At 39.0% G+C, this 15,718-nt stretch carries 11 protein-coding genes; 10 read left to right on the top strand and 1 reads right to left on the bottom strand.

The features are described 5' to 3' along the window. The first annotated feature begins 2 nt into the window (after positions 1–2). From I6N95_RS05655 to I6N95_RS05610, 10 genes are all read left to right on the top strand, one after another. Entirely contained in the window at positions 3–872 is an 870-nt protein-coding gene (locus I6N95_RS05655; RefSeq protein ID WP_209525493.1) for a carbohydrate ABC transporter permease, read from the top strand. Next, positions 872–1,693: a carbohydrate ABC transporter permease gene (locus tag I6N95_RS05650; protein WP_209525491.1), complete on the top strand. Its 822-nt coding sequence runs from the start codon at positions 872–874 to the stop codon at positions 1,691–1,693. Before I6N95_RS05655 ends, I6N95_RS05650 begins: the two co-directional genes overlap by 1 nt. A gap of 52 nt (positions 1,694–1,745) precedes the next feature. Continuing rightward, positions 1,746–3,377 (top strand): glycoside hydrolase family 13 protein, encoded by a 1,632-nt coding sequence (locus I6N95_RS05645; protein WP_245249272.1) that lies wholly within the window; start codon positions 1,746–1,748, stop codon positions 3,375–3,377. A gap of 474 nt (positions 3,378–3,851) precedes the next feature. Further along, the gene (locus I6N95_RS05640) at positions 3,852–5,030 is read left to right on the top strand and encodes a glycosyltransferase family 4 protein (RefSeq protein WP_209525489.1); all 1,179 of its coding nucleotides are present in this window, start codon (positions 3,852–3,854) and stop codon (positions 5,028–5,030) included. A 494-nt stretch (positions 5,031–5,524) separates the two neighbouring features. After that, the gene (gene cdaA / locus I6N95_RS05635; protein ID WP_209525487.1) at positions 5,525–6,406 is read left to right on the top strand and encodes a diadenylate cyclase CdaA; all 882 of its coding nucleotides are present in this window, start codon (positions 5,525–5,527) and stop codon (positions 6,404–6,406) included. Continuing rightward, the gene (locus tag I6N95_RS05630) at positions 6,406–7,470 is read left to right on the top strand and encodes a CdaR family protein (protein WP_209525485.1); all 1,065 of its coding nucleotides are present in this window, start codon (positions 6,406–6,408) and stop codon (positions 7,468–7,470) included. The genes cdaA and I6N95_RS05630 overlap by 1 nt, the downstream gene beginning before the upstream one ends. Positions 7,471–7,518: 48 nt before the next feature. Continuing rightward, positions 7,519–8,877: a phosphoglucosamine mutase gene (gene glmM, locus I6N95_RS05625; protein ID WP_209525483.1), complete on the top strand. Its 1,359-nt coding sequence runs from the start codon at positions 7,519–7,521 to the stop codon at positions 8,875–8,877. A 558-nt stretch (positions 8,878–9,435) separates the two neighbouring features. Further along, a complete protein-coding gene (gene glmS / locus I6N95_RS05620) occupies positions 9,436–11,250 on the top strand; it encodes a glutamine--fructose-6-phosphate transaminase (isomerizing) (protein WP_209525481.1) in 1,815 nt (604 codons plus the stop codon). Positions 11,251–11,324: 74 nt separating this feature from the next. After that, entirely contained in the window at positions 11,325–12,290 is a 966-nt protein-coding gene (locus tag I6N95_RS05615) for a S66 family peptidase (RefSeq protein ID WP_209525479.1), read from the top strand. A 247-nt stretch (positions 12,291–12,537) separates the two neighbouring features. Further along, complete coding sequence (locus tag I6N95_RS05610) at positions 12,538–12,906, top strand: DUF805 domain-containing protein (protein ID WP_209525477.1); 369 nt, start codon at positions 12,538–12,540, stop codon at positions 12,904–12,906. Between the two features lie 1,838 nt (positions 12,907–14,744). Here I6N95_RS05610 and I6N95_RS05605 read toward each other — a convergent pair. Next, positions 14,745–15,617 (bottom strand): LysR family transcriptional regulator, encoded by an 873-nt coding sequence (locus I6N95_RS05605; protein WP_209525475.1) that lies wholly within the window; start codon positions 15,615–15,617, stop codon positions 14,745–14,747. Positions 15,618–15,718 lie beyond the last annotated feature (101 nt).

Below are 15,718 nucleotides of genomic sequence, written 5' to 3'. Positions count from 1 at the left end.
AGATGAAAAATTATCGAAAAACCATGTATATGATGACCATTCCTGCCGTTATTTTGTTTTTTGTGTTTCACACATTCCCATTTTTGCAAGGGGTATTTTATTCGTTTACTAATTGGAATGGCTTGAACAAAACCTTTGATATGGTCGGGTTTAAAAATTATTTGAATTTGTTTAAGGATAGCAATGTGTTAAGTTCTTACCTATTTACCTTTAAGTTTGCCATAATTTCCACTATCTTAGTAAACATCATTAGTTTGCTTGTGGCAATTGGGTTGAACTCACGGATTAAGTTTAAAAACTTTTTTAGAGCCATCTATTTTTTACCCAATGTGTTAGGAACACTGATTGTTGGTTATATTTTTAATTACTTTTTTGCGAATGTCTTACCGACGTGGGGCACGACGTTACAAGTCCCGTTTTTAGAGAACAATATATTAGGCAGCGTCGAGTTGGCTTGGATTGGGATTATTATTGTGGCAGTTTGGCAAGGCTGTGCCATGAATATTATTCTTTATCTATCTGGCTTGCAGACGGTACCAGAAGAATTATATGAAGCGTCTGCGATTGACGGCGCGAATATGTGGCAAAATTTCTGGAAAATTACTTTCCCTTCGATTGCCCCCTTTTTTACGATTAATATGGTGCTATCTTTAAAAAACTTTTTACAAGTTTTCGATCAGATTATTGCCTTGACTGGTGGTGGCCCTGCTAAGTCAACTGAATCCATTGCCTTTTTGATTTATAATGGTGGCTTCAAAGGTGGCGAGATGGCTTATCAGTCAGCTAATTCGGTGGTTTATTTTATCGTTATTACCGGTATTTCACTGTTTCAATTGAGAATTTTACAACGCCGCGAAGGAGATGATGCGTAATGCGAAAAAAAATCAATGTTCCCTCAACCTTGTTGATCATGATCGGTTCAGTTTTTGTCTTATTTCCTCTTTATATGGTGATCATTATTGCCGTCAAATCGCCTCAACAAATGGCTGATTCGATCTTGGCAATTCCCAGTAAATTTCATTTTGAAAATTTTAGTAACGCAATTAAACAAACTAATTTTTTTCATGCCTTTAAAAATAGTGCGATCATTTCCTTTTTCGCTGTTGTTTTAACTATTTTAACCAATTCTATGGTAGCTTACGCTATTGCTCGAGGAATGAAGCGCTCCAAGTTTTTTAAGGCGTTGTATTATTATTTTATCGCAGCCATGTTTATCCCCTTTCCAATTATTATGTTGCCGATTGTGAAGCAGACATCTTTTTTTCATATGGATAATCCAGTGGGACTAGTGGTACTTTATGTGGTATATGGTATGGCATTTAACACGATGTTATACGTCGGGTATATCAAATCGATTCCTTATGAGCTAGAAGAGGCGGCCAGCATCGATGGTGCTAGTCAGTGGACCACCTATTGGAAAGTGATCTTTCCCATGTTGAAACCGATGAATGCCACTGTTGGAATTTTGACTTGTCTGTGGGCCTGGAATGATTTTATGTTGCCTTTGTTGATTTTAAATGATCAAAAAAATAATACCTTGCCACTTGTTCAGTACGTTTTTCAATCAGAATTTGGCACTGATTTTAACTTGGCCTTTTCCTCTTATTTGATGGCGATGTTGCCGATGATTATCGTCTACATTTTTGCACAAAAATACATTATTGGCGGAGTGACAAGGGGATCAATTAAATAGTAGCAAATCATTAGAGGAACAAAATACATTGTTGTGAGAAGGAGAATAATCAATGATCAAAAAGAAATGGTGGCACGATTCGGTTGTCTATCAAATATACCCAAGAAGTTTTCAAGACAGTAATAATGATGGAATAGGTGATATTCAAGGCATCATCAGCCGCTTAGACTATTTAAAAGAACTGGGAATTGATGCTTTGTGGCTAAGCCCGGTTTTTGAATCACCGAATGATGATAACGGGTATGATATTAGTAACTATCAAGGAATTATGGCAGAATTTGGTACCATGGCCGATATGGATCAGTTGATTGCTCAATGTAATGCGCGTGGGATTCGCTTAATTATGGATTTGGTTGTGAATCATACGTCAGATGAGCATCCTTGGTTTGTGGAGTCTCGTCAATCACAAGATAATTCATACCGCGATTATTATATTTGGCGCGATCCAGTCAAAGGAGAGGCCCCGAATGACTTAGTCTCGACATTCAGTGGCTCGGCTTGGGAATTGGACCAAGGGACTGGGCAATATTATCTCCATCTTTTTAGCAAAAAGCAACCGGATTTAAATTGGGAAAATCAGCAGGTGAGACAAGAAGTCTGGGATATGATGAATTTTTGGCTGGAAAAAGGCATTGGTGGCTTTCGGATGGATGTGATTGATTTAATTGGCAAGCAACCGGATTTGGAAGTGACGGGCAATGGGCCCAAGCTTCATGAGTATTTACAGGAGATGAATCACAACACCTTTGGTAACTATGATGTGATGACCGTTGGTGAGACCTGGGGAGCAACGCCAGAAATTGCGAAATTATATTCTGATCCCAAACGAGAGGAATTGTCCATGGTCTTTCAATTTGAGCATATTGGCTTAGACGAAATCCCTGGTAAAGCGAAATGGGATTGGCAAGCTCTTGATTTTAAGAAGCTAAAGCAAATTTTTTCTAAATGGCAAACTTGTTTTAATGGGGACGGGTGGAACAGTTTATTTTGGAATAACCATGACACACCGCGAATCATTTCTCGTTGGGGAAATGACAGCCCAGAGTTTCGCGTGTTAAGTGGCAAAATGTTGGCAACTATTTTACATATGCAACAGGGAACGCCGTATATCTACCAAGGAGAAGAAATTGGCATGATCAACACCCCTGTTACGGAGATAGATCAGTTAGATGATATTGAGAGTTTGAATATGTATCAAGAACGTTTAGAGGCGGGGTATTCGAAAGAAGAGATTCTTTTTTCAATCAATAAAAAGGGGCGTGATAACGCTCGGCGACCTATTCACTGGAATGGGCAGGCAAACGGTGGGTTTACAGAAGGGACGCCCTGGTTGGCGTTAAATCCTGAATACGATACGATAAATGTTGCCAATGCCTTGGCGGATTCAGAATCTCTTTTTTATCATTACCAACGTTTGATCGCATTGAGAAAAGAACAGCCGATTGTTGTTTGGGGCGAGTATCAAGAACTATTGCCCGATGACGAGCAATTATATGTCTACGAACGTAAGTTAGCAGGAGAGCGATGGTTAGTCGTAGCTAATTTTTATGAGCAAGCAACGGTTTTTCAGACTGATGACTATCTTGCTACTGAGATTATTCTAAGTAATTATCCCGATTCAGCCTTGGATTTGGGCAATTTACTACTACGTCCTTATGAAGCCATCGTATATAAATGTAAATAAGAAAAGAGCCTTCATTTGATAGAAAATGAGGGCTCTTTATTTTGGGTTACAACTTTTGATCGTTGTGCAGATGAACCAAATAAGGACGACGGTTAAAAATAAAATGGCAAATAAAGCTAGACCAATCATTGCAATTCCTCCTAATAAAAATTTTCAAGCAGTTCGATGACTATAGTAATAGTATACCACAAGATACGCCCTGATACTCTAACAAATTTGTCACAAAGGGTGCTATTATTTGGCCTTAAGAAACTGGATATGTGGAATAGACCAATTTTTTTCCTGTTATTAATGACGAGTGTTTTCTGGGAGACGTAGAAAAAAATAAGACTATGGTTTAACAAAATATCCTACTAAAGTTGGATACAATCTGTTGAAAATTCTTATAAGATTAACTTATCAAATAAAACAAGTCGATGTTAAATGCGTTAGGGTGCTTTTGAAGGTTGTTTATAATAAAAGGAGAGTATTATTATGCGTATTGGGATATTTTCAGATACTTATTTCCCACAAGTTAGTGGGGTTTCAACGTCAATTAAAACATTAAAGGAAAGTCTAGAAGGCATGGGCCATCAGGTTTATATTTTTACCACCACAGATCCTAAAGCGGAGGCTGCTGAAGAGAATATCGTGCGATTACCAAGTATTGCGTTTATGTCATTTAAAGATCGTCGGATTGCTATTAGTGGCAACTACAAAGCGTTGCGGATAGCTCGTCAGCTGAAACTAGATGTGATTCATACTCAAACTGAGTTTAGTTTAGGGTTTATTGGGAAACATGTTGCCAAACAAATGGGAATCCCTCATATTCACACGTATCACACGATGTACGAAGATTATTTGCACTATATTGCCGGCGGTAAATTGTTGCGGCCACGTCATGTGGCAGCTCTCTCTCGTTATTTCTGTAATCAGGCTGATGGTGTTGTCGCCCCTAGTAAGCGAGTAGAAGACCAATTGCGAGGCTACGAGGTTTATTCTAAAATTGGTATTATTCCAACAGGTGTTGATTTATCTAAATTTAAACCGGTTGTTGACGGTCACAATATTCGTCATGAGCTTAATTTAAGAGCGGATCAGCCAATCATTTTATCTTTAAGTCGTTTATCCGAAGAAAAAAATATTATGGCGGTCATTCAGGCGATGCCAGAAGTCCTGCAATCCCGACCAGACGCTCGTTTAGTGATTGTCGGCGGTGGTCCACAACGTGATGAGCTTGAAAAGGCTGTTTCAGAGTTGGCTATCACCGAAGCAGTTGTGTTTACAGGTGAAAAGAAAAGCCATGAAGTACCTAATTATTATACCCAAGCGGATGTTTTTGTCAGTGCTTCTGAATCAGAATCTCAAGGTTTGACATATATTGAAGCCTTAGCTTGTAAAACAGCCATCGTAGCAAAAGAGAATGACTATACTAAAACATTAGTTGGCCCTAATGGTGAACTAGGGACACTAGTCGTAAAAGATGGGGAACTTGCTCAAGCCTTGTTAAAGGAGTTAAATTCAATTGAGAGTCAATCAATTGAAGCGATTCGTGGACAAGTACTAGAGGAAATTTCAGGTGAGACGTTTGCACGGAACATCGTCAGCTTCTATCACGATTGCGATCAAACGGTTCATCCCGTTTACTATGATCAACGAATGAAAGTCTTTTAATCATCAAAAAATGATCTTATCCCTCGGGTAAGGTTATTTTTTTTGAACTTAGCTCTGAGTTTATGAGAGATTACGATGTGCTAAAGACTGGTCAAAGGAACGCTTGGGATAGCTAATGGTTAGGTAATAAGTCTTATTTGTCTAGTGGAGGATTGAGAAGGGAAAATTAGAGGGAATGGTATTGTTGTTTTTTTAGTGGAAATCTTTAATAGAATAGTTGTCTTCTAAGTCCTGGTAAACGGTGTCTATGTTAGATATTTCCGAATTTTGTTATAAATATTCTTGGGTAAAAGGCTGAAGGAAAGAATCGGCTAATAGTTTTGTTTCCAGCTTTTTGAGAATATGGTATACTTAGATAGATAACTTTTTATCAACAGCCCAAGACAACGTGAATAATTGGGAATAACGGACCCATGAGAATAGGATTGTCAGTATACTGTACAGCAATTTGTGTGGCATTAAGACGCACCTATGGTGGATTAGGAGTGAGACTTATGTGGAGTCAGTTTATGAATCTTTTTAAATTTGATAGCTGGAGCGATTTATTTAATAATTATATTTTTACAACAAGTTTTTTAATAAATATTTTAGATATATTAGTTGTATGGTACTTGATTTACAAATTATTTAGTCTTGTAAAAGGAACGAAGGCTGTCCAATTGCTTAAAGGGATAGCAGTTATTATTGTCGTTAGAATTGTCAGTTCTCTATTAGGACTCCTAACAGTGTCTTGGTTGATGGATCAAGTCATCACTTATGGTGTAATAGCAGCCATTATTATTTTTCAACCAGAAGTGAGACGCGGTTTGGAGCACCTTGGACGAGGCGCGCTTTTCAGGAAAACCAATAAGAGTGAGCGGAAAGATTTAGCGATGGTAAACGCCTTTGATAAAGCCATTCAATACATGGCGAAGCGGAAAATAGGTGCATTGATTACCATTCAAAAGACGACTGGACTTGAAGAATATATTGAAACGGGTATCCCGATTGATGCAGAGATAACGGGAGAGCTGTTAATCAATATTTTCATTCCAAATACGCCGCTGCATGATGGTGCCGTCATTATTCGTGATGATAAAATAGCGGCAGCTTCAGCATACTTGCCCTTATCTGAAAACGAGTCGATCCCTAAAGAGTTTGGAACCCGGCACCGTGCAGCTGTGGGAATTAGTGAAGTCAGTGATTCTCTTACGATTATTGTGTCGGAAGAAACCGGGGATGTCAGTATTGCGCAAAATAACTACTTAGACACTCATTTAACGCAGGAACAGTATTTAAAAGTGCTAAAACGTGAGTTGGTTAAAGAAAAAAATGAGCCCAAAGAAAACTTGTTTCAAACCTTCTTAGATGGTATTTCTAAAGGAGGTGGCAAATAATGGATAAGCTGACCGATAGCAAGTGGTTTACACGGATTTTAGCCTTGTTTTTCGCACTACTACTTTTTTTTAATGCCAATTCGATTAATCAGCCCCTAAAAAACTCAACAAGTCAAACGGGACTGGAAATTTCTGTCAATGACGTGCCGATTAAATTGAAATACGATGAGAGCAAATACTATGTTGCCGGTTATGAAGAGACAACAACGGTTTATCTTCGAAGCTCTAATCAATTGTTGCTTGATATTGAGTCCAACAGTCAAACACGTAATTTTAAAGTTGAAGCTGATTTGACCTCCTATACAGAAGGGGTTTTCGAAGTGCCACTAAAAGTGACTGGGTTGAATCAGGCTGTGCGGGCAACCTTAGAAAACAAGAACATTCAAGTGCGAATTGAAAAACGGGAAACGCGTAACTTTGAGGTTACGACGAAAGTTAATGATAACTTGTTGAAAAATGGTTACTCTTTGGAAACGATCAGTGTTGAACCGTCACAAGTTGCGATTACGTCTGGAGCCACAACGCTGGATCAGATTGATCAAGTCGTCGCTTCTTTAGATGATGATCGAGATCTGTCTGATGATTTATCAAAACGAGTCGATGTTGTCGCTTTAGACAAAGAGGGTAATGTCTTAAGTGTGATTATTGAGCCGACAAATGTCATTATGAAAGTGACAGTGGATGCGCCAAGTAAATCTGTACCATTAGTATTAAAACAGTCTGGTTCAATTCCAGCAGGTATATCTTCTTTTCAATTTGATACAGGTTATGAAAATGTCACAATCAGCGGACCTCGTGAAGCGATCGATCAAGTCGAAAGTTTGGAAGTCTACATTGATACTAGTAACATTACCGAAAGTAAGACAGATACCTTTACCATAACTGCTCCAGAAAATGTCAAAGTTGAGCCAGTGGCTGTCGAAGTTAAAATTACGGCTGTGAAAAGTGATAAGCCAAAAGTGTCCGAGTCAACGACTAAGTCAAGTACAAAGACGAGCAGTACCAAAAATTCATCTAGTTCAACCAGTCCATCCAGTAGTACTACTACGGATGGCTCTAACTAATAAATAACTAACTTATAAAATTTAGAAGTAATGGAGAGGTATTAAAAAATGGGAAAATATTTTGGAACAGACGGCGTTAGAGGGATTGCCAACCAAGAACTTACACCAGAATTGGCATTTCAATTAGGACGTTATGGCGGTTATGTTTTATGCCAGCATAATCAAGAATCAGGGAAACAGCCACGAGTACTTGTCGGACGAGACACACGGATTTCTGGTCAGTTGTTGGAGCATGCCTTAATTTCCGGATTGTTGTCAGTCGGTATTGAAGTCTTTCAATTAGGTGTGATTTCGACACCGGGGGTTTCTTATTTAACAAGATTGCAAAAGGCGGCTGCAGGTGTGATGATCTCGGCTTCCCATAATCCGGCATTAGACAATGGCATTAAATTCTTTGGACCAGATGGGTTTAAATTGGTCGATGCCCAGGAATTGGAAATCGAAGCCTTATTGGATGCCGAAACTGATACTTTGCCTCGACCATCAGCTGCTGGTTTAGGAACGGTTGACGAGTTTCCCGAAGGCATTTTGAAGTATTCACAATTTTTAACCGATACAGTTGACGGTGATTTTGAAAATATTCGCGTTTGCTTAGATGGTGCCAATGGTGCCACAACACCACTTGTCAATCGAGTGTTTGCTGACTTGGAGACCGACTTTTATACAATGGGAACCAGTCCTAATGGCTTGAATATTAACGATGGTGTTGGTTCGACTCATCCAGAGGCTTTGGCTAAATTGGTTGTGGAGAAACAAGCTGATTTAGGTTTGGCTTTTGATGGCGATGGTGACCGAGTGATTGCTGTGGATGAACTTGGAAATATTATCGATGGCGATAAAATTATGTTTATTTGTGGTAAGTATTTGTTTGAACAAGGACGCTTAAAGAAAAATACCATTGTCTCTACAGTTATGAGTAACTTAGGTTTCCACAAAGCGGTTGAAGCAGAAGGAATGGTTGCTTTGGCGACCCAGGTTGGCGATCGCTATGTGGTAGAAGAAATGCGTAAAAACGGCTATAATTTCGGTGGCGAGCAGTCTGGTCACATGATTTTCTTAGATTATAATACAACTGGTGATGGGTTGTTGTCTGGTATTCAGCTGATCAATGTCATGCGTGAAACTGGTAAAAAATTATCGGAATTAGCCAGCGAAGTGGAAGAATACCCGCAAAAGTTAGTCAATATCAAAGTGTCGGATAAACATGGCGCCATGGATGTTCCTGCTATTAAAGAAGCGATTGACAAAGCTGAAGCTGAAATGAATGGCGATGGACGAATTCTGGTTCGACCTTCAGGAACAGAGCCTCTCTTGCGAGTAATGGCTGAAGCACCAACTCAAGAAAAAGTGAACTATTACGTTGATAAAATAGCGGATGTGGTTCGGGCTGAAATTGGCATTGAATAGAGTGAATACGGCAGCATAACCCTTAGCGGTTGTGCTGCTTTTTTTGTCCAAGATATAGGTGTTGAGAACCGTTTAGGTGGGCTTGAGCCATATCAGGGGGCAAGTCATCTTGGTTCTTAGATGGCCTTTATTCTGAGCGAGAATGGCATTTATCAAGAGCCATAAGGCCAGTAGTTAAAGTCGATCTCATGACCTACTGTTTTAAATAATTAACTGCTAAAAACTATTGACGGGGTATACCATTAGTGGTTTTTTAACGCTTTTAGAATATACCAATAAAAAAACTGTTGACAAATCTACCGATTAATATTATGATTTATAATGTTTCTATGAATAAAACATGAGAGAGGTGAACTATACCAATTTTATGGATAGCGCCAGACCTATTCGGTTTTGATGTTTAGGTGACGAGGACAGAGTTTATCGAAATTTCGGCGGGTGACTCTAGGGACTGCACTCTAAAGATTAAGTCTAAAAAATAGCTGTGAGGCTATAACAGAAACTTGATCAGGCAGATAGAGACATATAATGAGTTTAAAAAGAAAGTGGGTTTTCATTATGTGTGGAATTGTAGGCGTAATTGGAAAAAAAAATACAACGGAAATATTAATTCAAGGGTTGGAAAAATTAGAATATCGTGGGTATGACTCAGCTGGGATCTTTGTGACAGGTCATGATGATCAGGACCACCTGGTTAAATCCCAGGGGAGAATAGCCGATCTAAAAGAAAAAATTGACGGCCGAGTTCAAGGAGATATTGGGATTGGCCACACGCGGTGGGCGACACATGGCAAACCATCAGAAACCAATGCCCATCCTCACACGTCGAACGATGGACGTTTTGTCTTGGTTCACAATGGGGTCATTGAAAATTTTGAAGAAATTCGCGCTCATTTTATTAATGACGATTTATTAAAAGGTGAGACTGATACTGAAATTGCGGTTCAGTTGGTGAGTTATTTTGTTACTCAAGAGAGTATGACAGTCAAAGAGGCTTTTAAAAAGGCTTTGACGATTATCAAGGGATCATACGCCTTTGCATTAGTGGATAAACAAAACCCTGATCAAATTTACGTAGCCAAAAATAAGAGTCCTTTATTAGTTGGGTTAGGGGCTGATTTTAATGTGATTTGTAGTGATGCGATGGCCATGATTCAGGAAACCAAACATTTTGTGGAAATTGTCGACGGAGAGTTAGTGACGATTTGGGCCGATAAAGTGGAAATCGAAGACGAAAAGGGTAACTTGATTCGCCGCGAACCATATGAAGCGCAACTGGATTTGGAAGACATGGAAAAAGGAACCTACGCCCATTATATGTTAAAAGAGATTGATGAGCAGCCAGCAGTGATGCGTCGTTTAATTCAACGTTATTCTGATGATCAGAATCATTTGAAGGTTGATGCTAAGATTGTCGAAGAGTTAATTGCTAGCGAACGGGTTTATATTGTTGCTTGTGGAACGAGTTGGCATGCTGGTTGGGTTGGCAAACAACTATTAGAGCAATTAGTGGAAATACCTGTGGAAGTGCATTTAGCAAGCGAGTTTGGTTATAACATGCCGATTTTAGCAAAAAAACCATTCTTTATCTTTTTAAGTCAAAGTGGTGAGACAGCGGATAGTCGTCAAGTTTTGGTTAAAATTAATCATTTAGGGCACCCTTCCTTAACTTTGACCAACGTTCCTGGTTCTACGCTTTCACGAGAAGCTAAACACACGTTGTTGTTGCATGCTGGACCGGAAATTGCCGTTGCATCGACTAAAGCCTACACTGCTCAAATAGCAGTTCTAGCGATTTTAGCTAAAGTCGCCGGGGAAGGCCGTGGGTTGGAAAAAGCGAAGGTCTTTGATTTGATTCATCAGCTGGGACTTGTAGCAAATGGGATGGATGTGCTGATCAACGAAAAAGAAGCAATGGCTAAGTTGGTTGAAGAAAGTTTGAGTACCACTCGGAATGCCTTTTATATTGGACGGGGTGTTGACTACTATGTGTCAATGGAAGCTTCGCTTAAATTAAAAGAAATTTCTTATATTCAAGCAGAAGGCTTTGCGGCTGGTGAACTAAAGCATGGCACGATTGCACTTGTTGAAGAAGGAACACCAGTCTTTGGCATCATCACGGATTTGGTCATGGGCTCCCATACTCGTGGCAATCTGAAAGAAGTTGAGAGTCGGGGGGCTAATACGATTGTCATCGCCATGGAGGGCTTTGAGCGGTCAGGTGATGCGATTATTTTACCTCAGGTGGATACCTTATTAAGTCCTTTAGTAAGTGTCATTCCGACTCAATTGATCGCTTATTTTGCTAGTTTGCAACGGGGACTGGATGTGGACAAACCACGTAATTTAGCCAAGAGTGTGACAGTTGAATAATAGTTGCTAAAAAACAGCCTCTTAGGTATCATAGCCTAAAGAGGTTATTTTTTTGATGGAAAGGAAGATCAATGATGAAAATACCTGAAAAATTGAAACATGGGGACGAAATAAGAATAATTGCCCCAAGCCGTAGCTTAAAGATCTTAGCTGATGACGGGGTGATTTTAGCGCGACAGCGGTTAGAGGCCTTTGGGTTTAAGGTGACCTTCGGTAAACATGTGGAAACTTGTGATTTGCAACACTCGTCGCCAATTGCTGAACGAGTCGCAGACATTCACGAAGCTTTTGCGGATCCAAATGTTAAAGGTATTTTAACGGTTATCGGTGGCTTTAATAGCAATGAATTGCTACCTTATTTGGATTATCAGTTGATTCAGGCTAATCCTAAGGTTCTTTGCGGGTACAGTGATATTACGGCACTGGCTAACGCGATTACGGCAAAATGCCAGTTTGTCACCTATTCTGGGCCTCATTTTTCCAGTTTTCAAATGACGGAACTTCAATCGTATCAATCCACACATTTTAAGCAGTGTTTATGTCAAGAAGAACCCTTTGATTTAGTACCTTCTAGGTATTGGAGTGATGACAAGTGGTTTATTAATCAGGAAAAGAGAAACTATCATCAGACAGACTGGAAGGTCTACCAACACGGCACGGCTCTGGGGACTTTAGTAGGAGGAAATCTCTGTACGTTAAATTTACTTCAAGGAACCGAGTTTATGCCGACTGTTGATCAGTCCATCTTATTTATTGAGGATGACGAATTGACAATTCCAGAGACTTTTGCTAGAGATTTGGCTTCCTTGCTACAAGTCACTAAGGAGATTAAAGGATTGCTAATTGGTAGGTTCCAGGAAACATCTGAAATGACGGAGGAGCAATTACATTTTATTTTAGATAAGCACCCCGTCCTAAAAACAATTCCCGTCTATTATGATTTGGATTTTGGCCATACTCAGCCGATGATGACTTTACCAATTGGTGGGATGATCAGTCTGAACACACAATTAGCTCATCTAAAATTAATTGAATTTTAAAAGTCACAGCTAAGGCTCTGAGCTTTTTTGGATCAGGTGACCAATCGTGTGTTTCGGTTGGTCTTCTTTTGAGAAATTGTCGAATAGTGAGCGTGTTTTGTTATTTTTTTGTATCGTTTTCCGCGATTGATGAGATAAAAAAGTATGTCACTGAGTGATGAGTTATGTTATACTTTTATTTCAAGTTCGTTTCGTAAAAAGATCGTTATAAGAACTTGAAGAAAAGATGTTAGGAGAATTTTGTTAAATGGTTGAGTCGTATTTAAAGTTTTGGGGGAATTATGTTAATTTTGAAGGAAAGTCCACAAGAAGTGATTATTGGTACTTGATGTTGAGTAATTTTTTATTGGGATTAGTGTCAGTTGCGGTCACTCTTTTTCTTGGTTTTTTATCTGGATGGGGAGAAGGTAGCATCGTTCCCATGATCATCTGGCTTGCTATTATTATCTTGTACATCATTGCCTCAATAGTCCCGTCGGTTGCACTAAGTGTCAGAAGGTTAAGAGATGGTGGGTTTCACTGGGCATTAATTTTTATCAGTTTTATTCCTTATCTAGGGTCGTTTGCTCTATTTGTCTTATATTGTATGCCGAGCAAAGAAGGGGCCGCCTATTAATTTGTCCTAATAGAAGGGGCTGTCCCAACGTTCATCATTCGAATGTTGGGACAGCCTTTTTCTGCATGTAATGCTACTTTAGGTTGGAGCCTTAGTTGAGCCTATTATGAGCTTATTTTAAGGATAACAGGTTCCTTTCTTGTTAATCCCCGTCATTTCAGCGATTTGACCTCTTTGCGCAATTTTTTCTGAAATATTTCAATACGAAAAAGGGTGACTTAGGCCAGGCCTATTTACAAATTTCCTGGCATATGTTATCAATAGAGTAGAGCCGAAAGGCAAAATACTTCGGATGGAAATATCTAGTTAACAGGAGGTTCGAAGTTGTTTTAGGATGGGTTATGTTGTTTTTTTACATTGAGTTAAATAACTATTCCATTTGTTGATTCACGAAAATTGTATCGCTACAGTTGACGTTGAATTTATTAAAAAAAGTCTTAGAAAAAAGTTTAAAAAGATGATTATATCAGTCTTTTCCAGGGGTTAGTGATGATCGGTTGAACGTCAACTGATCTCGGACATGACCAAAAAAAAGCAAAAAATAGTATAACAACTTCTTAAATGGGGAGGGCAGTGAATGTATCTTGTTCACTTCACGAGAGTCAAAATCAGTTGCTTTAAATAACGATTTTGACCGTTTAATAAATAAAAATGTATCGCTATAGTTGACGTGATTTCTACGTCTAAAATGATTTGGAGACATTCTTTAAAAGGTTGTTATAGCGGCTTTTATTTGCATTTATTGCTGGTCGAGTGAACGTCAACTGATCTCGGACATGACCGAAAAATTAAGCGAGTGATAGCATAACGTCAACCCCTAATGATCGAGTCTGCTTCAGCGGAGGTCGCTCAAAATACAGCCATCGTTTTAAATAACAACGTTATTAACTGATCAAAAAAATTTGTATCGTTACAGTTGACGTTGTATTCGGCACTAAAAAAACTTAGAAAAAAGCTACCAAATACGTCTATATCAGCTTTTACTAGCGTTTGGTGATGGTCGAGTGAACGTCAACTGATGCCGGACATGACCAATAAAAAAGCAAATAATAGTATAACAATTTCTTTAATGAAAGTGCAGTGGCTTATCTGATTAACTTCACAAGAGGTAAAATCAGTTGCTTTAAATAACGATTTTGATCATTAATAAAATAGAAATATATCGCTACAGTTGACGTTAATAGAACTTTTATAACATCTTAGGAAAACGTTTGGAAACGTTGTTATATCAGTGTTGTTCGCTAGTTAGCAACCGCCGAGTGAACGTCGCCTAATGCCGGACTTGACCGATGACTAAAGCAAGTAATAGCATAACGTCAACGCTCGATTATGCTAACTGCCCTAGATAACCACTTTATCTCTCAATCAAAAAGTGTTGGATCGTTTCTGTTGACGTTTCCGCCGGTCTAACTCATCTTAACCCCCCTTTAAAAAGCTGTTAAGTAATTTTATTGACAGTCGACTAACTGTGGATTTATTCAACCAACAGCCCCCCAATTAATGATCTTTCTCCGGAGTGGGTTAGCTAATGGCCAATTAGCTGAGCTAACCAGCCTGTGATTTGCTTTCTTTGATGACTTATTTATCGCAAAAAAACGACTCACCTTATGTTAGTGAGTCGCTTGCAAACGGTGTGTTTAGTTGATTTCCTAAAAGTTCCTTTCCTGACAGACCGAAATGCGGGCTGAATGTGAGCAAAGGATCTAAAGTGGGGGGATTTTTATCCCTTTTCCGCCAAGGTAGCACATTTGGAATGAGGTTCAAACTGTCGATCAACTCCTTTTGGGAGCTTTTTTTTTGGCTCAATGCTCAGACCTTCAATTTTTACCAAAGAGTATTTAGAGTGAGGTTATTTCGGTAATCAGCTTTTTGACAACGGTGCTTTGATAAGTATTTTTGAGAGTGATTAATCCGTAGGAAGAATTAAACAACGGGTCCTCAAGTGGGTGAGCTTCAACTTTTCGATGGATTTGTTGGGTTAACAAGGATTTAGGTACAATGCTAGTGCCAAATCCCGCTTCGACGAGTTGAAACAACAGGTTAATGTCAGAGCAGCTTGAAATCGAGTGAGGATTGAGCTGAAACTTTGCTAGGTATTCGATAATTGAATGGTAAACACCTAATCCTTTGGTGCTTGGCAGAACTAGCTTACTGTTGGCGATGCCAATATAATCAGCAGGATTTGGCCCTTTTTTGCTAGACCCGTCACAGATAAAATAGAAGGGCTCTGTGTTTAAATAAATCACATCAAAATCATCAACTTGTAAAGGGAAACGGATTAAGGCGATATCGATTTGTCTCTCCCTAATCATTTGGCACAAGACATCTGATTCATTTTGATGAATATCAAAGGTGACCGCCGGATATTTTTGCTGAAATGAGACTAAGCTAGGGACAAGCTCTTCAGCTGAGAGGGTATTGATCCCTAAAGCTAAATTTCCTTTTATGCCAGAGTTGGTATCTTTCACTAATAACTCAGTTTCTTCTAATTGTTTGGTGATTTTGAGGGCTTCATTGTACAAAACCTTGCCTGAGTCAGTCAATCTGTTTTGGCGCCCTTGACGCTCGATTAGCGTAGTTCCTAGCTCCAATTCCAATTGTTTTAACATTTGACTTAATGGCGGCTGAGCAATGTGCAACCTTTTCGCAGCTTCTGTGATATTTTTGGCTTCTGCAATTGCAATAAAGTATTTAAGTTGTCGCAAATCCATCGCCGAACACCTCCTATATAAAATAAGTATAACAATCTAATATTATTAATATTTTCCATCTGAATACTATCATGATAAAGTAAAGATAGCAGAAGTGCAAC

The organism is Vagococcus allomyrinae, from assembly GCF_017829975.1.
Lineage (GTDB): Bacteria > Bacillota > Bacilli > Lactobacillales > Vagococcaceae > Vagococcus_D > Vagococcus_D allomyrinae.
This window is presented reverse-complemented; position numbering and strand designations above follow the sequence as displayed.